This window comes from Ruegeria sp. CDSC021 (assembly GCF_059610845.1).
This window is the reverse complement of the sequence record NZ_JBXWOK010000016.1, coordinates 1-21,107: the sequence shown is the minus strand read 5'-3', so window position 1 is coordinate 21,107 and position 21,107 is coordinate 1. Positions and strand designations below refer to the sequence as shown.

Sequence of the window (21,107 nt, the reverse complement as noted above, 5' to 3'; positions counted from 1 at the left end):
CGACCCGATTCTTGCGCTATCTGCGCCCTCAGACCTGCGGGATAACGGTATAAGGTGCCGCCTCTTCCGGGGGTGCAACCTTTTCCATGACGTTGATGCTGACATGCGGCCAGCGGATCAGACCGGGCTTCCCGTCAAAGCGTGGGAAAAAATCCAGACCAACATTCTGCAGATACATCATCAGCAGCTTGGGTTCACCGCCAATTCCCGGCTCGTCCAGTTCCATGATCCAAAAGATCGAATCCATCACCGCCGCGTTGGCTTGTTTGACAACAAACGGAATGTTGACGATCCCGGCATCCTCAAGCGCGGTGTTGAACGGCAATATCGTGGTTTTTTTCACATTGTTCGGTATTCCAGCTGCCAACAACAGATGCGGATGCACAGGGTCGAAGCCTGGGAACCCCGGGGCGGTCACAACGCCGTTGAACGGATTATCGTGATAATGTTTGTAGGGCGAAAGATATCCGCTGTTCAGGTCCTTTGTGGCCCCTTCGGGCAGCCCGTCCACCACCGGAATCGTCGGCGGTCCATCGATCTCGCTCGCTTCTCCAAGACCTAACAACGAGTCGCCATGTGGCACCGTTCCCAAACGTGCAACGTTCAGATTGTTTGTGGTCAGATTGGTCATATGCAGGAAAAGACCGGGCTCGTGATGGATGGCCAGATCGGCAGGTCCAGCCAGTCCGCTGTCGGGGCGATCTTCAGCCGAGAGCTGCGCGATGGACTGCTGATAATCCAGCGTAACCACAAACTGATCGGTGTTAATGGTCGGGTCTCCTGAGGCCGGGTTCGGACGCTCAATCCCGCGGTTTGGAACCGCTTTGTCAACGGTCGTGAATTGAAGCGTTTCCTCGAATTGATTAACCAGCAGACGGTAGTTGAGACGGCTGCCAGGCTCGGTCGCAAACGGAAGCGCGATCATGTTCCAGCCACGTCCGCGCGTGCTGTCGCCGTTCTTCCAAACTCCGGGCAATAATTTCAGGGGGCCGAGGTCTTCGTCGCCTTGATGGGCCAGCTCAACAGACCGATAACGGGACTGCAGTTTTGCGGCAAGATCTGGGTTCGCCATGGATCAACCTTTCAATAATTAAATAAAATATCCGCCAATGCGGGAAAAATGCGCTGAAATAAAAATAGGCTGCGCATCGCGAGAATAACACGAATCAGGCTTACCCTACGTAATCCAAAACCCACAGCTATCCGCTAAGCAGATTCTTGCTTGTGTGGTTACCCGAGCCATCGGCTTGCCCTGCGCCGCAATACGTGCATACGTCGCCGCATGGCCAAGCAACTTGATTACCACACTATCCGAGAGATTTTTACCCGCTTTCAGCAGGCTGACCCGGAACCTGAGGGTGAGCTAGAGCATGTGAATGTCTATACTCTGGTCGTAGCGGTGGCGCTGTCTGCACAGGCCACCGATGTCGGCGTCAACAAGGCTACGCGCGCCCTTTTCAAAACCGCTGACACCCCGCAAAAGATGCTGGATCTGGGCGAAGATGGCCTGATCGAGCATATCAAAACCATCGGTCTATTCCGCCAAAAGGCAAAGAACGTTATCAAGCTCAGCCGTATTCTGGTCGAAGAGTATGACGGCGAAGTTCCCAATTCCCGCGCCGCGTTGCAATCGCTGCCGGGCGTCGGGCGTAAGACCGCCAATGTGGTGTTGAACATGTGGTGGCGCTATCCGGCGCAGGCCGTGGATACGCATATTTTTCGTGTCGGAAACCGAACAGGCATCTGCCCGGGAAAACATGTGGATGCGGTTGAACGCGCAATCGAAGATAACATCCCGACCGACTTCCAACTGCACGCACATCACTGGCTTATCTTGCATGGCCGGTATCACTGCAAAGCACGCAAACCTATGTGCGGAACCTGTATCATCCGCGATCTCTGCCAATTCGAGGACAAGAACCTATGAAAACCTACCAGCTCACCGGTATTGGAAACGCCGTTGTGGACGTGATCTCTCAGGCCGATGACAGTTTTCTGGAACTGATGGGCATCGAGAAGGGCATCATGCAGCTGATAGAACAGGAGCGGGGTGAACTTCTTTACGCCGCTATGGAAGGCCGCGTGCAAACGCCGGGCGGATCCGTTGCGAACACGATTGCCGGTGCCGGCGCACTGGGACTGAGCGCAGCCTTTATCGGACGCGTACATGATGATGCGTTGGGACGATTCTACGCAGAGGCGATGCACGAGGACGGTGTGGATTTCGTGAACCCGCCCGTACCGGGTGGAGAGCTTCCGACCTCGCGCTCGATGATTTTTGTCTCACCCGACGGTGAACGGTCGATGAACACCTATCTGGGGATTTCCTCGGAGCTTTCCTCGGCGGATGTGTCAGCCGGGGTCGCGGGTAACAGCCAGATCATGTTCCTTGAAGGCTATTTGTTCGACAAGGAAAAAGGCAAAGCTGCGTTCCTTCAGGCCGCACGGGATTGCCACAAGGGCGGCGGCAAGGCCGGGATCGCCATTTCTGACCCGTTCTGCGTTGAACGGCACCGGGTCGATTTCCTGCTGCTGATCGAAAATGAACTGGATTTTGTGATCGGCAACGAGGCCGAGATCAAATCCCTGTTCGAAACCGACGATCTTGAGGATGCACTGGCGAAAACCGCCGATATCTGCCCTCTGGTGGTCTGCACCCGGTCAGGCGACGGGGTAACTGTGCTGAATGAAGGTCAGCGCTTTGACATTCCGGTGGAAAAAATCGTTCCCGTCGACGCCACCGGCGCAGGCGACCAATTCGCAGCCGGGTTCCTGTTTGGCATGGCCACCGGGCGCGACTATGAGACCTGCGCCAAGATGGGCAATGTCTGCGCCCGAGAGGTGATCAGCCATATCGGCCCGCGCCCCAAGGCGGATATGATCGATTTGCTCAAGCAGGGCGGCTTGCTTTAATCGGATCAGGACTGGCCTATAGTTTGTGGGAGGGGCAGAGTCCCTCCCCTCACGGTTATCTCTGCACGAACAGGGCGATCCAGACGCCTACGAACATGAATATGCCACCAAGATTGACCCAAGTGTGCCAAATCGCATAGCGGAAAGGCAGTGTCTTGCGGGCATAAAAGACTGTGCCGATCACGTAGCTTGCCGCCCCGGCCAGAATGCACCACAGGACTGAAACGGGGACATCTTTCAGATCGGGTATGGCGCACAGCCCCAGCGCGCCCAGACCCAGATAGGATGCTGTTGACCATCGGGACTTGACCGTCTTGTTGGCGATCTTGTTCCAGATGGCCACCACAGTCAGCCCCCAGCACAACCAGAGCAAAGTCATGGTCCAGCCGGTACCGGCCAGCAGGAAAAAGGGTGTGAAGGTGCCGCAGATACTGGAATAGATTGCGGCATGGTCTATGCGTCGCAGCAGCTGCCGACGCTGGTGCCAGCGGGAAAAGTGATAAAAACACGAGGCCAGATTAGAGCCCAACGCACAGGCTACATAAACCAGAACCGCAAGAATAAGCCCGCTGTCGAGCATCAGGTACGATTTGCGGATCAGCGCTCCGCCAGCGGTCAAAATCAACGCCAGACCGATAAGATGCACGACCAGATCGGCGCGGCGGTGGCATGGGTCCGGACTGGGATAGGTCTGTGGGATCATGTCAGTTCAGGTGATCCGAAAACGCTGCAACCACGCGTTCATACACGTCGCGTTTGAACGGCACGATTTCGGCAACCAGCTGGTCCGGTTCCTGCCATTTCCAGCGGGTGAATTCGGGATGCTCAGTCTGAATGTTGATCTGATCGTCGCGGCCAGAGAACCGCATCAGATACCATTTCTGCTCTTGACCCCGATACCGACCTTTCCAGATCTTCGGCACGATGTCATGCGGCAGATCATAGGGCAACCACCCCTCGGTCTCGGCGATGATCTCGACCAGATCTGCCGTGACGCCGGTTTCTTCCCACAGCTCGCGCAGCGCCGCATCGCGCGGGTCTTCACCCTGGTCCACACCACCCTGAGGCATCTGCCAGGCGTCCTTGTGGCGGTCGTTGCGCTGGCCGACGAATATCTTACCCTCGGCATTCATCAACATCAGCCCGACGCAGGGGCGGTAGGGCAGTTTGGCAATCTCTTCGGGGGTCATACGCGGCCTCGTGAACATGCTTTGGAGCGTCTGTAACAAGCAGCGGGCCCAAGGCAAAGGGTATGACGTTAGGTTTCGCGTGACAAAGATGACGCGAAGGTCAATCTGGCAGCCAAATTCTATAAGGGAGAGTTCTGGATGACTGCATACCCAAACATGCTGGCCCCGCTGGATCTGGGCTTTACCACGCTGAAGAACCGCGTGCTGATGGGCTCGATGCATACCGGGCTTGAGGAGACCGGCGATTGGAATCGGGTGGCCGAGTTCTATGCCGACCGCGCGCGCGGTGGCGTGGCGCTGATGGTGACTGGTGGGATCGGACCAAATCTTGAAGGTTCGGTACTGCCGGGGGCATCAATGATGACCAACGACAAAGAAGTGGCAAACCACTCCATCGTCACCCAACGGGTGCATGAGGCCGGTGGCAAGATCGCGATGCAGATCCTGCATGCGGGGCGCTATGCCTATGGGCCGAAATGTGTCGCACCCAGCCCTGTGAAATCTCCGATCTCTCCGTTCCCGCCGACCGAACTGGACGAAGAGGGTATCGAGAAACAGATCAGCGATATCGTGAACGCCGCGGTCCTGGCCCAGAAAGCGGGCTATGACGGGGTCGAGATAATGGGGTCCGAAGGGTATTTCCTCAACCAGTTTCTGGTGACTCACACCAACAAGCGCGAGGACCGTTGGGGTGGCTCTTACGAGAACCGGATGCGCTTGCCGATCGAAGTTGTCCGCCGCACGCGCGAGGCCGTCGGCACGGAATTCATCATCATCTACCGCTTGTCGATGATTGACCTGGTTCCCAACGGATCTACTCATGATGAGGTTGTGGAACTGGCGCAGCGGATCGAACAGGCCGGCGCCACGATCATCAACACCGGCATCGGCTGGCACGAGGCGCGGATTCCCACCATTGCCACCAGCGTTCCGCGCGCGGCCTTTGCTTGGGTGACCAAAAAGCTGATGGGCAAGGTCTCGATCCCGGTCATCACGTCGAACCGGATTAACACGCCGGAAGTCGCCGAAGAAGTTCTTGCCACGGGGTGCGCCGACATGGTTTCGCTGGCCCGCCCGATGCTGGCAGATGCGGATTTCGTCAACAAAGCCATCGCTGCTGAGGCGGCGACGATTGCACCCTGCATCGCTTGCAACCAGGCCTGTCTGGATCACACATTCCAGGGCAAACTGACCTCGTGCCTGGTAAACCCGCGCGCTTGTCACGAAACCGAACTGGTGATCACACAGGCCGACAGCGTCAAGAAAATCGCCATCGTAGGGGCGGGCCCGGCAGGCCTGTCCACCGCAATGACCGCCGCGCAGCGTGGCCATGACGTGACCATTTTTGACCGTGCCCGTGAGATCGGCGGCCAGTTGAACATGGCCAAGCAGGTTCCGGGCAAAGAGGAATTCTGGGGTCTGGTCGACTGGTACCGCGCCATGATTGCCGATTTGGGCGTTAAGGTCGAGCTTGAGCGTGAAGTGGGCGCCGATGATCTGGCCGGCTATGACGAGGTGGTAATTGCCACCGGTGTCGTTCCGCGTGATCCGAAAATCCCTGGTCAGGACCGAGACAATGTCGTCGATTATATCGACGTCCTGCGCCACAAGACCCCGGTTGGCCAATCAGTGGCCGTGATCGGAGCAGGTGGGATCGGCTTTGACGTGTCCGAATTCCTGCTGGAAGAAGGCCACAGCATCACCACCGACTTGCCTGCCTGGATGAAGGAATGGGGCGTTACCGACCCGGCCGAGCATCGCTCGGGGCTGGCGCCTGAAGGGCCACAACCTGCCGCCCCCGCGCGCCAGGTGACTTTGCTGCAGCGCAAGGCGCAAGCCCATGGCAAAGGGTTGGGCAAGACCACCGGCTGGATTCATCGCGCAACGCTGAAGATGAAAAACGTCAATTTCGTCGGTGGCGTGAATTATGAGCGGATCGACGATGACGGGCTGCATGTGAGTTTCGGCGAAGCACGCGAGAACCCGACAGTAATTGCGGTGGATACGATTGTTCTGTGCTCGGGCCAGATCTCGGACCGCAGCCTGGCCGATACGTTGATCGAACGTGGCATCACCCCACATGTGATCGGCGGCGCGGATGTTGCAGCCGAATTGGACGCCAAACGGGCCATCAATCAGGGCACGCGGCTGGCAACCACTTTCTGATATGCCTTGGCCCGGTCCAGAACCGGGCCAATCACTCTGCTGGTACTGGGGTCAGTCGGCCAGCGCCAGCTTTGCACCCAATGCCCCAAAGGCGCCGGCGAAACAGCGCCTGACCCAAGCCATGACAGTGGGCCGCTGGATCACATAGTCGCGTGCCACCGCCGCGAAAGCGCCATAGCCAACAAAGACGACAAAGGTCATGACCATGAAGGACAAGGCCAACTTGATCAGCTCTGCTTCGGCGGCACCCGTACCGGCGGGAATGAATTGCGGCAGAAAGGCCAGAAAGAACAAAGATAGCTTGGGGTTCAACACATTGATCAAGGTGCCTGTGAGTGCAATCTTCACATACCCTTTTGCGGGTTTCTGGCTCTGTACATCCAATGCTCCGCCTTGCCGGACGATCCCCCAGGCCATGTAAAACAGATACAGCACCCCAAGGTATTTTAGCACCAGAAAGGCCAGCGCGCTGGTATGCAGCAGGGCCGCAAGACCGACGATACTGGCCAGCGCAGCAGGTACGATCCCTATGGTACAGCCAATCGCCGCCGCAAAACTGGCCCAAAAGCCACGCCCCAACCCAACCGCAAGCGTATAGATCGCGCCGGTGCCCGGTAAAAGCACAACGATCAGAGACGTCAGTAGGAACTCTGTCGACATCCTGGCCCTCCTTTTCCTAGCACGCAGGATTTCCGGTTCGAAAGGAAAAGTAAACGCCATACATCACTGTGGCCCGGCGACATTCCTGAAAGCCCACCGGATACTAACAGCAGAAGTCTCTTATCGCTTATTCAACGGTTATCGTAATCACCTCGGACACGATGGGCGTGGAATGCGGTACATGACCTGCATCGCCCAGCACTAGCTGAAGCGTATGTTCGCCTGCAGCCATTTCCAGCGTCACCTCGGTCTGACCGCCGCCAAAATGGATATGATTGTCATCCGCGGGCAGACCATAAGACAACTCATCCGCACCGTCCTCTCCCTGCCCCAAAGGCGGTCGGTCGATCAGCAGATGATGATGCCCGGTGTTTTCCTTTTCAGTACCCGCCGGCGCGACCCCCATGCCGCTGAGGCCAAAGACCACGGTGACCGGAGATTGGACAACGTCGCCGTCAGACAATTTCACAAAATAGACCTGCGCTTCGGGGTTTGATGGTGTTTCACCCCCGGCCAGAGCAAATGTCGCCGACAGGCAGGTTGCGGCAATAGCTAAAACAGCTTTCATAATCTTCTCCGTTGTCACAAATTTGCCATCCTCATGGTAGCATGTTTCGGCCCGAAATCGAGGATACCCGTTGTCAAAAGGCTTGTGGCCCATATGGAAACCACTGTTTCAGAGTTTCCCCAGCGCAAACGATCCGATTCAAATCCCTGATATTATCCCATGTCCGCCCTGTTTCCGCCCAGATTTGACGTAAAGATCAGTTAAAGAACCTACACCTGGGGAACAAGAATGGACCGACTGACCGAAATGGAAGCCTTCGCCAACGTGGTGGACCAAGGCGGTTTCACCGACGCGGCCAAGAAAATGGGCATCTCAAAATCGGCTGTGTCCAAGCACGTTTCCAGCCTGGAAGCACGCCTGGGCGCAAGACTTCTGAACCGCACGACGCGCCGCGTGTCACCAACCGAAATCGGGCTGGCCTATTATGACCGGGCCCGCCGCGTTCTGAATGACGCGGGCGAGGCTGATGCGCTGGTCACCTCGATGCAATCTGCCCCCTCTGGTCTGCTGCGGATCAGTGTGGCGACAGATTTCGGCGTGAATCACCTATCTCCGGTTCTGTCGGGATTTCTAGCTGCCTATCCCGACATCACGGTGAATATGGTGCTGAACAATCGCTATGTTGAGCTGATCTCGGAAGGGTTCGACGTTGCCGTGCGGATTGGTGAGCTGGAAGACAGCACATTGCGCGCCCGCAAGCTGACCGAAACCGTCAAGCGGATGGTCGCCGCGCCCACCTATATCGAGAAATTCGGGCGTCCGCAAAAGATCGACGACCTGAACGAACACAAGCTGTTACATTATTCCAGCCAGTCTTCGGGCAATGTGTGGAAACTGACCGCACCTTCGGGTGAAAAACGTCAGGTTCGCACCGCCGGGTGGCTCAGCGTGAATGATGGGCAATCCTTGTTGAACGCTGCGGTCTCAGGGCTTGGGATCGCGCATCTGCCCAGCTATCTCTATTCCGACGCGCTGAAGTCGGGCGAAGTTGTCGACGCAATGCCGTCGCTGCCCGATGAAGTGCAAGGCGTTTATGCCGTCTACCCGCCCGGTCGCTTTACGCAGCCCAAGGTGCGGGCATTCATTGATTTCCTCGTCGATGCCTTCAACGAAAAAGGCCCGATGGACTGGTAATTTCTCCCGGTGGAAACTGAACGGCCCGCACAAGTAGTGTGGGCCTTTTTTTATTCGCTGAACACGGCCAGCCCCATACTCTGCGCGACCGTACGCAAGGATTGGATCAGGATATTCTGTCCGGGCAGATCAGCTTCTTTTCTGCGAGAAAGAAGCGCGATATCGCGGTTGGCATTTGTTATAGTCAACGGGCGCAAATGGACCTCATCGCGGTAAATCCCCTGACGTCTTGCATACAGGTCCGGCAACACCGCAACCCCAACCCCCGAGGCCGCCATCAGTACAATGGAATCAAGCGTGGTCCCCTCGTATTCATCCGACACAACCCCACCGCATTCCGCCGCCAGCGCATAGACGATCCGGGACAGACGGTGGCTTTGGTCCAAGGTCAGGATCAGCCGGTCGCGCAAGTCTTGAGCCGTAACACCATACGTATCATTTGACAGCACATCGTCTACGGCAACTCCAATCCACAGAGTCTCGTTGAACAAGCGCTGCTGGATTGTGTTCGGGTGATCCTCGGGCGTGGAAAGGATCAGATCAAACCGACCAGATTTAAGTCCTTGTTCCAGATCACGGGTGTTTTCCTCGCGCACGACAATGCGCAGACCGGGGCGGTCCTGATGGACCTTTTTGATGACCTGAGGCAGCAGGTAGGGCCCGATTGAGGGCAACACGCCCAGCCTTAGCCGTCCTGAGACCGGTGTCTCGCTGCTCATCGCGTGGCGCAGATCCCGGACTTCGGCAAGGACCTTCTGGGCGCGTTCGATGAACTCTTCGCCTTTGGCAGTCACCTGAACACCACCCCGGTTACGATCAAAGATGCGCAGGCCAAGTTCTTGTTCTACAGAGGCAATTTGCGCCGAGAGGCTGGGCTGGCTGACATTCAGAACCTCAGCTGCCAATCCAAATCGACCCAGTCGGCTGACCGTAACGATATATTCCAGTTGCCTTAGTGTTGGGCGCACTTCATAGCTTTAAACTATCCAAAAATTAGAAAGATAATATTTGGATAACAAAAATAGGCAAGGCACTTAGCCCGTGAAATCGGGACAGGAGCCAAAATGCCCAGCGTAATCGAAACCCTTTCCAGCAACTTGCTGGTCCCAACCATCCTTTTCTTCGTCCTCGGGCTGCTCGCGGCTTTTGCCCGCAGCGATCTGTCGATCCCCGGTGGGGCAGCCAAGTTCATGTCGCTGTATCTGCTGCTGGCCATCGGCTTCAAAGGCGGCAGCAGCCTGGCCGAGCATGGCATCCCCATGGATCTGTTCCTGACTTTGCTAGGCGGTGTGGCGTTGTCTTTTGTCATCCCCTTTGTGGCATTCGGCCTGCTCCGGGTCATGACACGGCTGGACGCGTTGAATGCGGCGGCTGTTGCCGGGCATTATGGGTCAATCTCAATCGTGACCTTCGTCACCGCAACCAGCCTGCTGGATTTGGTGGGTCTTGATCATGACGGCTTCATGGTTGCTGTCGCCGCCGCGATGGAGGTTCCCGCCATCCTTTCGGCCCTTTGGCTGGCGCATAAAACCAGCAGCAAGGGCGTCAATGACAATGGGCTGTGGCGCGATCTGTTGGCAAACGGGTCGATTGTCCTGTTGACCGGGGCCTTTCTAATTGGCGCTATTACGGGTGGCGAAGGGATGCAGATGATTGCGCCCTTCATCGTCACACCCTTCACCGGCATCCTGTGCCTTTTCCTTCTGGATATGGGCATTTCCGCAGGGCGCAGCCTGATCAAGAACCGCGACAAGCTCTCGCTGGGTCTGTTTGCCTTTGGAATGCTGATGCCCCTGATCGGCGCTGCGATGGCCTGGGTGGTCGGGGCGGTGATCGGCCTGCCCGAAGGCAGCCTGTTCCTGTTCATGGTCCTGTCTGCATCCGCCTCGTATATCGCTGTGCCCGCGGCGATGAAGATCGCGCTGCCAAAGGCCGAGGCCGGGATTTATCTGACCCTGTCGCTGGGTGTGTCCTTCCCGTTCAACATCACGATCGGGCTGCCGCTGTACCTGTGGTGGGTGATGTAGGGATCAGTTGATCAGCAGAACCGCCTCGACCCGGCGGTTGAGTTCGCGACCTTCGGGCGTTGCATTCGAGGTGATCGGGGCCAGATAACCAATCCCCCGCGCCTCGACCCGGTCGGCGGCCACGCCGTATTTCTCGATCAGCCGGGCGCGCACGGTTTGCGCCCGGCCCGTGCTGACCGAAATATTGGCCTCGAGTGCGCCGGTATCATCCGTGTGCCCGACCAGAGCCAGCCGCGTTCCGGGATTGTCCGACAAATACTGCGCAATCTCATTCAGAGAGCCGAAAGGCCCCTCACCCAGGGTTATTTCGCCCGTGCGGAAATGCAGATCGCCCAGAATCACGTGGCCCTCTTGGGCAAGCTCTGCCAACAGCCCCTGCGCCTGATCGACCTCTTCTTCGATCACCAGCGGAGGCGCGGCCTCGGCCCTCTCAGGTGACACGCGGATCATCTGCACATAGCCATCGGGCGGGTTTCGGCTGACCAAAAGGCTCAGGACTTCGTCGCCCTTGGCAGCGGACAAAAAGCGATAGTCCTGGATGGCCACATACATGTCAGGCGTCGGGACAACCTCGGTTCCAAAGCGAAAATCGAAGCCACCGCAACTGCGGGCGTCGCAGTCAAAGAGAACCTCATACCCCTGGGCTTTGATCTGTTCCCGCAACGGGGCGAGCAGCTGCAAAGTGGTGCTGGACCCGGCCTGCAGCCGCCAGGTATAGCGCTCGACCCGCCCTTCGACCCGGCGCGCCGGGACCACCCCGTCGACGTAGGGGCCGGTGGGCAGGTCATAGCTGTCGAGCGGGCTTGTGCGGTCGCTGACCAGACGCGCGCCCGAAGGCAGCGTCAGCTCTTGGCCGACAACGGGCGACGCAATGAGCAACAGGAATATGGCGAGGCGGCGGATCATCGGGATTGGGCGTGATACTCGGGGTTGGGGGCCATCGCGGTCGCGCTTGCAACACGGTTCGACATGTTGAAAAAGCCGGTCACATTGGCAATGTCCCAGATATCGCGGTCGCTAAACCCGGCATCGCGCAAAGCCTGTCGGTCGGGCTCTTCGATCTTGGTGCTTTCGGTGGTCATTTTAGCCGCGAAATCCAGCATGGCACGCTGCCGCTGATCCAAAGGCGCAACCCGGTAGTTCATGATCAACATTTCACCCAGCTGCGGATCACCGGACAACTGCCTGACAGCCGCACCATGTGCGACAAGGCAATAGAAACACTTGTTTATTGCCGACACGACCACCGCGATCATCTCACGCTCGAGCTTGGACAGCCCGCTATCGGCCAGCATCAGATCGTTATACATCGCGGTGAACGCGTTCAGCTTGTCGATGTCAAAGGCATAGGCCCGCAGGACATTGGGCACAAACCCCAGCTTTTCGACGCAAATGTCGAAGTATTTCTGCGTCTCGGGCGGCAGCGGATCAGCCATCGGAAGGTTCAGCGCGGTGGGCAGGGCAAGATCGGTCACTTTGGGTTCTCTCCTTCAGCCAGCTGACGGTAATGGTATTCTCCGGCAAGCTCCATCCCAAGCGCGCGATAAAGGCCATTGGCCCCCGCATTCGCCTTGGTGCAAATCACGCTGAGCGTCCCGGCGTCCTGATCCTGTGCCCAGAGCGCAGCCGCGCGCATCGCCCATTGGCCCAGGCCCTGACGGCGATGAGCGGGCAAAATCTCAAGTGCGTGGACCATGGCCACGTCCCCATGCATCGCAACAAATCCAGTACCAGCAGGTTGGTCACTATAGCGAAGCAGCAGGCCGGTCTTTGGACCCGGGGCTCGCTCCATCACGGCCAGCCGCTCTGGTCCAATCCCGCCCTCGGCCCAGATCTCACGCATGATTGCCAGCGGCTCCCATATCGAGAACACCGTTACGCGGGGGAGCGGAAGATCAGTCAGATGCTCAACCGGGCAGGTGTAAATATTGACCGGATCCAACACGGAATAGCCCCGGCCTTCAAGCTGCGTATCCAGCGCCTCGTCCCCTGGCCACAGGCAAAAGATGCGCTTTTGTCCCAGTGCCTGCATCGCGACCTCGGCCGCCGCAATATCCTCATCCGAGGCAGGCCCCAGCGCATTGGCCGCACTTACCCGCGATCCGCCGCCCAGACCCTGACGCACCAGAAACGGCCCCAGCTTTTGGCGCTGCGCAGATGGCCATGTACCCTCGACGACGTCAGGCCAGGTAACGCTCAAAGACCAAGCTCTTTCGCCAACCGGGTTGAGGCCGCGTCGATCCGGGCACCTTCGGTTCCGCGAATGACCACATTGGCGCCAAACACACCGTTGATCTGAAACGGATAACACCCGATGGACAGATCCTGAAAATCCGCTGCGAGTGCCGCAAGGGGGGCGGCGATATCGCCTTCGCCGCGATCCACCCGTAAGGTTTGGGACAGCAGAGGAACACCGCCGGTCAGACCCGGCAATACACTCGCCACCATCGCCTGAAAGACCGAGGGCACCCCAGCCATCACATGAACATTGCCGATGGTAAAGCCTGGCGCAGTCGACACCGGATTGTCGATCAGCGTGGCACCATCAGGGATGCGCGCCATGCGCAAACGGGCAGCGTTCAGTTCCAGCCCGGATTTCTCGTAATGCGCTTCAAGCAAAGCGCGGGCATCGTCGCGGATGTCGATATGCGCGCCAAAGGCACGGGCGATGCAATCGGCGGTGATATCATCATGGGTCGGTCCAATCCCGCCGCTGGTGAAGACATGATCAAACTTTGCCGACAACGCCTGAACGGCGGCTTCGATTGTAGCGGCGTCATCGCTGACCACACGGACCTCTTTCAGGTCGATCCCCTGCTTGGTCAGCTCCTGCGCGAGATAATGCATGTTTGCATCGCGGGTGCGACCCGACAGGATTTCATCCCCGATCACCAGCATGGCTGCGGTTGGATTTTGCATGGCCTGCGCCCCCTTGATCGACCCTTTCCGCAGGTATAGGCCCTGAAGCATGCGATTTGAAACCCCTCTTGTCCCCGCCCACCTGATCCGCCGCTATAAACGCTTTCTGGCCGATTGCAGGCTTGAGGACGGGCGCGAGGTGACAGCGCATTGCGCCAATCCCGGCTCGATGATGGGACTGGCCGAACCGGGCGAGAAAATATGGTTGGAGCCCAATGACGACCCGAAGAAAAAGCTGAAATATGGCTGGCGGCTGGTCGATCACGAAAACGGGCATTTCACCGGCGTAGATACATCCGTCCCGAACCGGGCGTTGCGCGCGGCATTGATCGCGCGGGAGATCCCCGAACTGGCAATGTATGAAACTGTGCGCCCCGAGGTGAAATACGGCGAGAACAGCCGCGTTGATTTCCTGCTGACCCAGCCAAGCCTTCAGGACGCTTATGTCGAGGTCAAATGCGTGACCCTGTCTCGCGAACTTGGTCTGGCCGAATTCCCCGACAGCGTCACAGCGCGCGGAACCAAACATCTAGGGGAACTGACAGCTATGGTGGACCAGGGGCATCGCGCAATCCTGCTGTATCTGGTCCAGCGCACTGATTGTGAGCGAATTGCATTGGCCGCAGATATCGACCCGACCTATGCAGCGGCGTTCGAGGCGGCGCAAGCTAGGGGTGTCGAGAAACTGGTCTATGGCACACGGATATCGCCTGAAGGGGTTTGGGTAAACGTGACCGAAAGCCAATTGTTCATGCAGAAGCGTTGAAGGGGTAGTTTGAGCCCAAAGCGGACTAAGTAAATTCTGGTTTCAGCCTTATAATAATCGTTCCTGCCAGATTGACGATGTGTATGCCTCTCTTGTATCGACCGTGGGGCTTCGTCAGGGATCTCCGTTCCGAGCACTTTGGCATCGTATGTTGTCCAACGTGGCGTTAGTATTGCCAACACTCTGGCATAGTAGAAAGAGCTTTGTTCCGGATCGTAATCGGGGTCTTTCCAATACTCGGATAGAATTGCCTGACCAATATCGTTTGTCCAAGTTGCACTCTCAACGTCAACGGTGTCGCCAACGGGCCCGTCACACTTCGCGTTCACTAGTTCGCGCCCGCCGCAAGATAAATCGTAAACATGTTCCGAAGTTGTCCCGTCGCTATTTAACCACCCTTTGACGATTTGAATGCGGTCTAGATTGGCTCCATCGGGACGCCTCTTTCATATCCATACGCGGCAAAATCTGCACGCGGCAGGTCCGTTTCTTCAAAATCGTATCCGGCAAAAACGCGAACGCGCATGCGCGGACCTGTGGTTGCGTAGACTTCTTTCCGAGCAAGAGCGTGCCAAATGGCCTCGCGTGTGTTTTCTCTTGCCCAAACCGCCGCCATTCCCGACGCCGAAGTTTGCCATGCATATTGGGCAACCTTCTCGTCCCCACCGATGCCGTCCACGACTTCTTCGAAGCGGACCGGGTTCGCAGTGGGTTCAACGGCAGCGTTAAGTTGTTGCCCAAACTCAGTCATGAGAAGTGTGGCGTCTTTCGCTGCCAACAGCGGCACGAGACCCAAGTTCTCAGCGTGATCGGCAACCACCAAAAAGTCCAATGGTCAGCGCAGCCTAGCTTCGACACCGGTGCTGGATATCACCACCTCGTCCTTGGCAAAGCGGTACGCTTCATCAGGGCCTAGCACATTGCCGATCATTCCGGCATCTGCAGAGTAGGACGTATGCAAATGAGTGTCGCCAAAAAAAGACCTGATTGGGAAAGCTCTGCCGTGGATAAAGTGAATACTGCCTGTCGCCGCGTTGAGTGCTCGGGATGTCCTCGGCATGGGCGCAAAAAGCAAGCAAAATGGTAAGAACAGATGCAAAACGGGTCATTTTCGACCTCATCTATTGCACGAATGATGCTACGTTAAATGCATATTTCTACGACTCGTTCTTGTTCTTCGAAATAATTAGATTCTATCTACCGCACTAAGCCGTTGGCTAGGTTCAGCGGGGCGGAGGTGGAAGCACCTTCTTCGACTGGAGTACCTGAAGGATGTCAATAATTGCCTCAGTACTCGTTTCGATTGAACCTCGGAAGAACAGTCCGACGCCACCTTCCCCTAACTCCCGTGTGCCACCGGCGTCGTAAGTTGGCGAGAGAGAGACAAGTTCGGGAGGTAGTTCTGGGCATACCGGGTTTCTTTGAAGTATTGCGTTCGCGGTCTCGATGAATACCTGCCGAACCTTTTCGACATTGCCCTTTGCATCGGACGACTCGGTGAGTTGATCCGGAGCAAGTCTCAGGTCATCCAAACGGAAAAAAAGGCAGTCATCTTTGAATTCGGCCGAAGCGGAAGCACCCACCGTCAAACCACCAGCGAAAGTGTTCTCGCCGCGTATAGATCCACCGTCGCTGCGGCTTTCGCATCGGAAAAGCTCTGCTTCGATCCTCCCACTTAGCGAAATCACTGTATCGTCGGCACGGGCCGTTGCTTCGGTCACGCCGATCAGTGCGTTGCAGACATCTACAAACGCGGCTCGTTTAAGTTCCTCAACAAGTATTTCGTTTGCCCGGCGTAGGTCTATGACACTTTCGATTGAGATCCTTGTCGCGTTCACATCTTTTAGTCTCAATGCCAGATCAACGGGAAACTCAAGATCTCCTAGCTTGACGTCCCCGTTTGCTTCGAAGGTAACCTCTTCAGCCAGCAGCGCGGTTCCGAAAAGCCCGGCAGTAGCTAGTATCAGAAGAAAGATCCGATCCATCATCCCGCACCCCCAACAATACCGCGAGATTGCATAACCGCCAGGAGTTCCATCATCGTCATCGCACTAGTGTCGATTGAGCCGCTCAACGCAACACCGATGCCACCGTCACCAATTTCTCGTGTACCGCCGGCGTCGAAAACCGGATTCAACGAAGAAAGCTCCGAAGGCATCTCCGGACAAATCACATTCTCTTCGGTGAACTCCTTTGCCTTGGTGAGAACGACCTCCTCGACACGCTCCGTGAGGCCAATTAGATTAACCAACCCGCCGACAAACCCGGTAGGTTGAAGCACGACGTCGGCAAGATCAAAGTGAACGCATTGATCTTGAACATTGGCGCGTGCCGCTGCGGCGATCCCAACAGTCGTCGAGATAAAGCGTACTCCACGCCCGTTGGTCCCCTCGGATTCTTCGTTTCGACAACGATAAAGCTCGACGTCCACTGAGCCTACGAGTTCAATGAGATCACCGCTGGCGCGGGCGTCGTCGAGTTCAAAGTCAACATTCAAAGAGCAACTTTGTTCCAGACTACCCGACAGAAGCGCGGGCGCTTGGACTTGGATTTCTCGCAGATCTAAGAGCCCCCGGAAACCTAGGCGCGTTGACGTAACACTGCTGATGCCCGCGTTAAATGTGTAAGGTAGGTTTTTCCCACGAGCGGGAATCTTGTTTGAGATGCTAAATTGTACTTCCCCGGCGTAGTCGCTTGGCGACGCATTCTGTGCACTGGGTCGAGCGTTCAACTCGGACTTCAAAAGTTCTGGGTTCGTGGTTGCACAGGATGCGATGAACAGCAAACACACAAAGGCAAAAGGTACGGTTTTACGCGCCCCAAGTTCCGCCAAACTCCGTTGTAGTTCTATTCCCATTACCCTTCGCTCAACCTCACCGTTGAATATCAACCCTACCGTACAGCGTCACGGCGAAGGTCAACAGTTTGCACCACGAAAATATACTGGTGCGGTGTTGTGTTGTCGCAACGACTTGCAGTTGACGCGGGTCCTTTGAAACTTCGAGCATAAGCTCTGCCCACAAGACTTTTCTCTCGCGTTAAGCCCTGAGAAGGAGCAGATGCATTCGGGCATCTGCCAATATTGCGAGGGTATACTTTCGATTCGTCGCCATGCCAGCACCTCTCATCAACAAACCGACTCCTAGGCGACACAATGTGTTTTACTCTCGACACAGGGTGCTTTTCACCTCCACAAGGGTGTTACGCCACTAAAGAGGGAAAAACCATGCGCTTGCTTTCTATACTTATTGTGACGGTTCTATTCACAACCGGCGCGGTTGCCCAAACAATCGACAGGATAACAAAAAACAACGAAATCCGATTTGGTTTTCGAACAGATGCTGCTCCGTTGTCTTACATTAACGACCAAGGTCGCCCGTTTGGTCTGTCACCGTTGATTTGCGATCATGTAGCGAAGGTAATTGCGCAGAAACTGGAATTGAAGGATTTGAATGTTCAGTTCATTCCGGTCGACTCTAAGGATCGTTTCGACAAAGTAGCTTCCGGAGAGGTGGATATGCTCTGCGGGGCAGCGTCGATTACACTTTCCCGACGCGAAATTGTTGATTTCTCAATTCCAACTTATGTCGATGGCACGTCCATATTGTTACCAATCGAGGCTGAAGGCACCTTGGGTGCACTCGCGGGAAAGAAGGTTGGAATGAGAAGCAGCACAACAACAGAAGCGTCCGTTCTGAATTCATTTGAAGCTGCAGGTATCGACGCAGAAATGGTGCGGTTCGCTTCACACCCAGACGGTATCAAAGCACTTCGAGACGGTGAAATTGACGCCTATTTTGCAGATCAGTCGATTTTGCTGGTCAACTACATTGCTGCGGGGCTAAAGGGCAAATTCAAACTATCCCAGGAAATACTGACGATAGAAAAGCAAGGATTGGCTATTGCGAGGGGTGATGATAACTTTCGATTCGTTGTCGATAGTATTCTGTCAGAAATGTATGCTCAGGGCACAATGGAAGAGATATTTCGTCTCGCTTTGCCGGGGGTGGAGCCGAGCGAAGCACTAAAAGCTCTGTATGTTTTCGCCCCCATTAATCCCTGAGGCTTGTCGCGCAAAACAGTTTTGTTGGGAGTTAATCGCCCTGCGCCATAGAAGCTGGCCTTGTAAGCAAATTGACCGCTCAAGCCAGCTTGACCAATGACCATGTTTTACTAAATGATCCTCCATTTGGCAGGCCAGTTGCCAGAATCACGGTCTTAGGCGATCCTTCGATAAATTGAAGGATCGCAATATGTTTAGATATACAATATTTGCTCTCAGTTTAAGCGCATCTAACGCCCTGTTTGCACAAGAGGCGTCCGATACTGTTGCAACGGAAGTTACGTCTGAGACTTCATCCGACCTTCTATCTGATGCTGAGTTGCAAACTTTGGTCGCCCCGGTGGCTCTTTTTCCCGACACTCTACTCATACAGATATTTGTTGCGGCCACTCAGCCACTGGAGATTGTTAAGGCAGAACGGTATTTGTTGGATAACGCCGACCGCGACCCCGTAGAGCTCGAGCCGGAAATCGAAGCTATGGGCTGGGATCCGTCTGTAAGTGTATTGGCCACGGCGTTCCCCGAAGTCGTCGGTCAAATGGCCACCCACATCGATTGGACCGAGACAGTCGGCACCGCCATGCTGGCCCAGTCCGACGATGTACTGGATGCGGTGCAGGTAATGCGGGATCAGGCAATTGACAGCGGAGCTCTTGTTTCCGGGCCCGAGCAAACTGTCGAGGTATCTGATGAAGAAACGGTTGTAATTACTCCGACACAACCCGAAACAGTGTACGTCCCGCAATATAATCCCGAGACTGTCTATACCGGCCCGTCGACCGGGGACGTAGTGGGCGCGGCCTTGCTGACATTTGGCACCGTGGCGCTGATCGACGAGATTTTCGACGATGACGACGATTGGTATGACTATTGGGGGTGCCGGAATTGCGGCGGATGGGGCGGTGGCCCGATATACAGAAACCCGGACATCGACATAGACGTCGACGGCAACGTCAATATCGGTAACGATATAGATCTTGGTGACCGAACTGATATCGGATGGAAACCCGATCCTGACCGAAAAAAGGAAGCCCGGGACAAGATCGCTGATCACAAAAGGCCGGAAGGTGGTCGCGGCGACCTGCCTGTCAACCGCCCCGAGGGTCGCACGGACGAACTCCGCGCAAAACTGAGCCGTGAATCCGGTGCTGCAGACATTAGCAGGGGAGGCGCGGCAGCAGTTGCAGCTGGTGCAGGGGCGGGGGCTATCGCGAGCGGTGCTCTGGCCAATCGAGGTAGTGGGGGCAAGTCCTTGCCGCAGGTGAATCGCGGTAACGTTGATCGGGACAAGGCTGCTGCCAAGCAGCAGGCCATCGATCGGACTAAACGGCCAGATGCGGCGAAGAAGCCTGTCAAAAAGAAACCGCAAGCAGCTAAGAAACCTCAGGTAAAAAAGGCCACGGCTCAGCAAAAACCCGCTGCGTCCAAAGGTAAGGCTATGAAGAAAAAATCTTCAGGCGGCAAAGCTCACAAGGCGTCCAAACGGGGACATGCTGCCAAAGGCAAGGGGAGGCGGTAACATGCGTAAATCTGTTTTTTCTATTTTAGTGATCGCAGTGGCTACAGGACCGGCGTTTTCCGACGGTGCCCTGTTCGAAACTCCGCAAACCGCGCTGGACGCTTTTGTCGAAGCGTTAAGGGCCGATGATCAGAACAAGCTGCTCGAGATTTTCGGACCAGAGGCAGAAGATCTAATCGGAACGGGTGATCCGGTGGAAGATCAGCAAAGAAGGCAGGAAGTGCTTGGCATGTATGCTAAAGGATACCGCTTTCAGCCCGAGGATGATGGGGTTTTTCTTCTGCTTGGCGAAGATAGTTGGCCCTTTCCGATCCCAATTCTGCAAGCTGAGAATGGTTGGAAGTTTGATTTAGAAGCCGGGGTAGAGGAGCTTTCCGCCCGTGAAATCGGACTGAATGAATTGGAAGTAATCGAAACGCTTGAGGCCTATGTTGATCTTCAGGCGGCGTTTCGTCTTGTGGACCACAATGGCGATGGCGTCATGGAATTTGCCCAAACGATCATATCGGATCCCGGCGCACGAAATGGCCTCTTCTGGCCAGAAGAAGACAGTTTTGTCGGTGAAGCCCTTGCCCGCGCCACCGCCTCGGGGTGGAGCGACGGTGCGGATGATTTCGAACCCGAACCTTTCCTCGGTTACTACTTCGCAATTTTGCAGGGGCAGGGACCAAATGCTCCGGGTGGTGCCTATTCCTATTTTGTCGGCGATCGGTTCGTGGCGGGTCACGCCTTGCTTGCGGTGCCTGCGGACTACGGAGAAACGGGTATCCATTCTTTTCTCGTGGGTGAAAACGGCACCGTGTTCGAAGCGGACTTTGGGCCGGATACGCTTGAAATAACAGCTGAGATATCGACCTATGATCCCGGCCCAAATTGGTCACCAGCCGAGTAAATTTAGATTGGCGGCGACGCTTTGTTGCCGGGCTTTGGTTTGACCGCTTTGTTGCCGCGTGCAGGTGTAGATTGAATGCAATTCTCGACTTAAGTGGCAATGGTTCGGGAAGGATCGATTTTGGGAAATCTAATTATTCGATGAAATAATTGCCCTTGATTCAATTCGACCCAATTTGCCCGCTATGGTTTGACCGAATGGCCGTTTTGTCCGCTAGGGTCAGGACTCATAGCCAATAGATGACGAGAGCTGCGATGGCGATTGCTGAGAGGAAGACCTTCGGGCACCTG

Annotated in this window: 21 protein-coding genes and 1 pseudogene; 9 read left to right on the top strand and 13 right to left on the bottom strand. The window is 56.1% G+C overall.

The genetic code is table 11. The features are described 5' to 3' along the window. Nucleotides 1–28: 28 nt before the first annotated feature. Entirely contained in the window at nucleotides 29–1,072 is a 1,044-nt protein-coding gene (locus AC2FGB_RS18445) for a heme-binding protein (RefSeq protein WP_142639991.1), read from the bottom strand. A 210-nt stretch (nucleotides 1,073–1,282) separates the two neighbouring features. Here AC2FGB_RS18445 and nth point away from each other — a divergent pair, with 210 nt between their 5' ends. Both nth and AC2FGB_RS18435 read left to right on the top strand, forming a co-directional pair. Continuing rightward, nucleotides 1,283–1,927, top strand: coding sequence for an endonuclease III (nth, locus tag AC2FGB_RS18440; RefSeq protein ID WP_271952085.1), 645 nt, complete (start codon nucleotides 1,283–1,285; stop codon nucleotides 1,925–1,927). After that, complete coding sequence (locus tag AC2FGB_RS18435) at nucleotides 1,924–2,913, top strand: adenosine kinase (protein WP_271952078.1); 990 nt, start codon at nucleotides 1,924–1,926, stop codon at nucleotides 2,911–2,913. Before nth ends, AC2FGB_RS18435 begins: the two co-directional genes overlap by 4 nt. Before the next feature lie 55 nt (nucleotides 2,914–2,968). Here AC2FGB_RS18435 and trhA read toward each other — a convergent pair whose 3' ends face one another. Together trhA and AC2FGB_RS18425 are read right to left on the bottom strand one after the other, a co-directional pair. Next, the gene (trhA, locus tag AC2FGB_RS18430; protein WP_281996029.1) at nucleotides 2,969–3,616 is read right to left on the bottom strand and encodes a PAQR family membrane homeostasis protein TrhA; all 648 of its coding nucleotides are present in this window, start codon (nucleotides 3,614–3,616) and stop codon (nucleotides 2,969–2,971) included. A 1-nt stretch (nucleotide 3,617) separates the two neighbouring features. Further along, the gene (locus AC2FGB_RS18425) at nucleotides 3,618–4,103 is read right to left on the bottom strand and encodes an RNA pyrophosphohydrolase (RefSeq protein WP_496690426.1); all 486 of its coding nucleotides are present in this window, start codon (nucleotides 4,101–4,103) and stop codon (nucleotides 3,618–3,620) included. Between the two features lie 138 nt (nucleotides 4,104–4,241). Here AC2FGB_RS18425 and AC2FGB_RS18420 point away from each other — a divergent pair, with 138 nt between their 5' ends. Continuing rightward, nucleotides 4,242–6,269, top strand: coding sequence for an FAD-dependent oxidoreductase (locus tag AC2FGB_RS18420; RefSeq protein WP_496694603.1), 2,028 nt, complete (start codon nucleotides 4,242–4,244; stop codon nucleotides 6,267–6,269). 51 nt (nucleotides 6,270–6,320) lie between these two features. On the opposite strand, the gene AC2FGB_RS18415 is transcribed toward AC2FGB_RS18420, so the two are convergent. Beyond that, entirely contained in the window at nucleotides 6,321–6,929 is a 609-nt protein-coding gene (locus AC2FGB_RS18415) for a LysE family translocator (RefSeq protein ID WP_496694604.1), read from the bottom strand. A 127-nt stretch (nucleotides 6,930–7,056) separates the two neighbouring features. Next, entirely contained in the window at nucleotides 7,057–7,497 is a 441-nt protein-coding gene (locus AC2FGB_RS18410; RefSeq protein WP_281973795.1) for a DUF4399 domain-containing protein, read from the bottom strand. A gap of 228 nt (nucleotides 7,498–7,725) precedes the next feature. On the opposite strand from AC2FGB_RS18410, the gene AC2FGB_RS18405 reads away from it, so the two are divergent. Continuing rightward, complete coding sequence (locus tag AC2FGB_RS18405) at nucleotides 7,726–8,631, top strand: LysR family transcriptional regulator (protein WP_142639975.1); 906 nt, start codon at nucleotides 7,726–7,728, stop codon at nucleotides 8,629–8,631. 50 nt (nucleotides 8,632–8,681) lie between these two features. Here the strand turns inward: AC2FGB_RS18405 and AC2FGB_RS18400 are convergent, their stop codons facing one another. After that, nucleotides 8,682–9,599: a hydrogen peroxide-inducible genes activator gene (locus tag AC2FGB_RS18400; RefSeq protein ID WP_496694605.1), complete on the bottom strand. Its 918-nt coding sequence runs from the start codon at nucleotides 9,597–9,599 to the stop codon at nucleotides 8,682–8,684. Nucleotides 9,600–9,695: 96 nt separating this feature from the next. Here AC2FGB_RS18400 and AC2FGB_RS18395 point away from each other — a divergent pair, with 96 nt between their 5' ends. Continuing rightward, complete coding sequence (locus AC2FGB_RS18395; RefSeq protein WP_281996023.1) at nucleotides 9,696–10,658, top strand: sodium-dependent bicarbonate transport family permease; 963 nt, start codon at nucleotides 9,696–9,698, stop codon at nucleotides 10,656–10,658. 3 nt (nucleotides 10,659–10,661) lie between these two features. On the opposite strand, the gene AC2FGB_RS18390 is transcribed toward AC2FGB_RS18395, so the two are convergent. The 4 genes from AC2FGB_RS18390 to AC2FGB_RS18375 are packed head-to-tail and all read right to left on the bottom strand — an operon-like array spanning nucleotide 10,662 to nucleotide 13,577. Beyond that, entirely contained in the window at nucleotides 10,662–11,564 is a 903-nt protein-coding gene (locus tag AC2FGB_RS18390; RefSeq protein ID WP_496694606.1) for an OmpA family protein, read from the bottom strand. After that, nucleotides 11,561–12,133: a peroxidase-related enzyme gene (locus tag AC2FGB_RS18385; protein ID WP_496694607.1), complete on the bottom strand. Its 573-nt coding sequence runs from the start codon at nucleotides 12,131–12,133 to the stop codon at nucleotides 11,561–11,563. Before AC2FGB_RS18385 ends, AC2FGB_RS18390 begins: the two co-directional genes overlap by 4 nt. Then, a complete protein-coding gene (locus tag AC2FGB_RS18380) occupies nucleotides 12,130–12,858 on the bottom strand; it encodes a GNAT family N-acetyltransferase (RefSeq protein ID WP_496694608.1) in 729 nt (242 codons plus the stop codon). Before AC2FGB_RS18380 ends, AC2FGB_RS18385 begins: the two co-directional genes overlap by 4 nt. Beyond that, nucleotides 12,855–13,577: a competence/damage-inducible protein A gene (locus AC2FGB_RS18375; protein ID WP_142640091.1), complete on the bottom strand. Its 723-nt coding sequence runs from the start codon at nucleotides 13,575–13,577 to the stop codon at nucleotides 12,855–12,857. The genes AC2FGB_RS18380 and AC2FGB_RS18375 overlap by 4 nt, the downstream gene beginning before the upstream one ends. 49 nt (nucleotides 13,578–13,626) lie before the next feature. Between AC2FGB_RS18375 and sfsA the strand changes: the two genes are divergently transcribed. Further along, nucleotides 13,627–14,343, top strand: coding sequence for a DNA/RNA nuclease SfsA (gene sfsA, locus AC2FGB_RS18370; RefSeq protein WP_282027886.1), 717 nt, complete (start codon nucleotides 13,627–13,629; stop codon nucleotides 14,341–14,343). On the opposite strand, the pseudogene AC2FGB_RS18365 reads toward sfsA, so the two are convergent. From AC2FGB_RS18365 to AC2FGB_RS18355, 3 genes and pseudogenes are all read right to left on the bottom strand, one after another. Next, a pseudogene (locus AC2FGB_RS18365) lies at nucleotides 14,268–15,274 on the bottom strand (DUF3604 domain-containing protein). The gene sfsA and the pseudogene AC2FGB_RS18365 sit on opposite strands and share 76 nt — an antisense overlap. Before the next feature lie 292 nt (nucleotides 15,275–15,566). Beyond that, nucleotides 15,567–16,331: a hypothetical protein gene (locus tag AC2FGB_RS18360; RefSeq protein ID WP_271952058.1), complete on the bottom strand. Its 765-nt coding sequence runs from the start codon at nucleotides 16,329–16,331 to the stop codon at nucleotides 15,567–15,569. After that, on the bottom strand, nucleotides 16,328–17,200 hold the full coding sequence (locus tag AC2FGB_RS18355; RefSeq protein WP_496694609.1) for a hypothetical protein: 873 nt from the start codon (nucleotides 17,198–17,200) through the stop codon (nucleotides 16,328–16,330). The genes AC2FGB_RS18360 and AC2FGB_RS18355 overlap by 4 nt, the downstream gene beginning before the upstream one ends. A 369-nt stretch (nucleotides 17,201–17,569) precedes the next feature. Here AC2FGB_RS18355 and AC2FGB_RS18350 point away from each other — a divergent pair, with 369 nt between their 5' ends. The 3 genes from AC2FGB_RS18350 (at nucleotide 17,570) to AC2FGB_RS18340 (ending at nucleotide 20,817) form a co-directional block, all read left to right on the top strand. Continuing rightward, complete coding sequence (locus AC2FGB_RS18350) at nucleotides 17,570–18,406, top strand: amino acid ABC transporter substrate-binding protein (RefSeq protein ID WP_496694610.1); 837 nt, start codon at nucleotides 17,570–17,572, stop codon at nucleotides 18,404–18,406. Between the two features lie 190 nt (nucleotides 18,407–18,596). Then, entirely contained in the window at nucleotides 18,597–19,925 is a 1,329-nt protein-coding gene (locus AC2FGB_RS18345; protein ID WP_496694611.1) for a DUF3300 domain-containing protein, read from the top strand. Between the two features lies 1 nt (nucleotide 19,926). Continuing rightward, nucleotides 19,927–20,817: a DUF2950 family protein gene (locus tag AC2FGB_RS18340; RefSeq protein WP_496690423.1), complete on the top strand. Its 891-nt coding sequence runs from the start codon at nucleotides 19,927–19,929 to the stop codon at nucleotides 20,815–20,817. Nucleotides 20,818–21,107 lie beyond the last annotated feature (290 nt).

Coding starts and splice junctions, on each gene's coding strand:
- AC2FGB_RS18445 (WP_142639991.1), bottom strand. CDS start 1,072: ATGGCGAACCCAGATCTTGCCGCAAAACTGCAGTCCCGTTATCGGTCT.
- nth (WP_271952085.1), top strand. CDS start 1,283: ATGGCCAAGCAACTTGATTACCACACTATCCGAGAGATTTTTACCCGC.
- AC2FGB_RS18435 (WP_271952078.1), top strand. CDS start 1,924: ATGAAAACCTACCAGCTCACCGGTATTGGAAACGCCGTTGTGGACGTG.
- trhA (WP_281996029.1), bottom strand. CDS start 3,616: ATGATCCCACAGACCTATCCCAGTCCGGACCCATGCCACCGCCGCGCC.
- AC2FGB_RS18425 (WP_496690426.1), bottom strand. CDS start 4,103: ATGACCCCCGAAGAGATTGCCAAACTGCCCTACCGCCCCTGCGTCGGG.
- AC2FGB_RS18420 (WP_496694603.1), top strand. CDS start 4,242: ATGACTGCATACCCAAACATGCTGGCCCCGCTGGATCTGGGCTTTACC.
- AC2FGB_RS18415 (WP_496694604.1), bottom strand. CDS start 6,929: ATGTCGACAGAGTTCCTACTGACGTCTCTGATCGTTGTGCTTTTACCG.
- AC2FGB_RS18410 (WP_281973795.1), bottom strand. CDS start 7,497: ATGAAAGCTGTTTTAGCTATTGCCGCAACCTGCCTGTCGGCGACATTT.
- AC2FGB_RS18405 (WP_142639975.1), top strand. CDS start 7,726: ATGGACCGACTGACCGAAATGGAAGCCTTCGCCAACGTGGTGGACCAA.
- AC2FGB_RS18395 (WP_281996023.1), top strand. CDS start 9,696: ATGCCCAGCGTAATCGAAACCCTTTCCAGCAACTTGCTGGTCCCAACC.
- AC2FGB_RS18390 (WP_496694606.1), bottom strand. CDS start 11,564: ATGATCCGCCGCCTCGCCATATTCCTGTTGCTCATTGCGTCGCCCGTT.
- AC2FGB_RS18375 (WP_142640091.1), bottom strand. CDS start 13,577: ATGCAAAATCCAACCGCAGCCATGCTGGTGATCGGGGATGAAATCCTG.
- sfsA (WP_282027886.1), top strand. CDS start 13,627: ATGCGATTTGAAACCCCTCTTGTCCCCGCCCACCTGATCCGCCGCTAT.
- AC2FGB_RS18360 (WP_271952058.1), bottom strand. CDS start 16,331: ATGATGGATCGGATCTTTCTTCTGATACTAGCTACTGCCGGGCTTTTC.
- AC2FGB_RS18355 (WP_496694609.1), bottom strand. CDS start 17,200: ATGGGAATAGAACTACAACGGAGTTTGGCGGAACTTGGGGCGCGTAAA.
- AC2FGB_RS18350 (WP_496694610.1), top strand. CDS start 17,570: ATGCGCTTGCTTTCTATACTTATTGTGACGGTTCTATTCACAACCGGC.
- AC2FGB_RS18345 (WP_496694611.1), top strand. CDS start 18,597: ATGTTTAGATATACAATATTTGCTCTCAGTTTAAGCGCATCTAACGCC.
- AC2FGB_RS18340 (WP_496690423.1), top strand. CDS start 19,927: ATGCGTAAATCTGTTTTTTCTATTTTAGTGATCGCAGTGGCTACAGGA.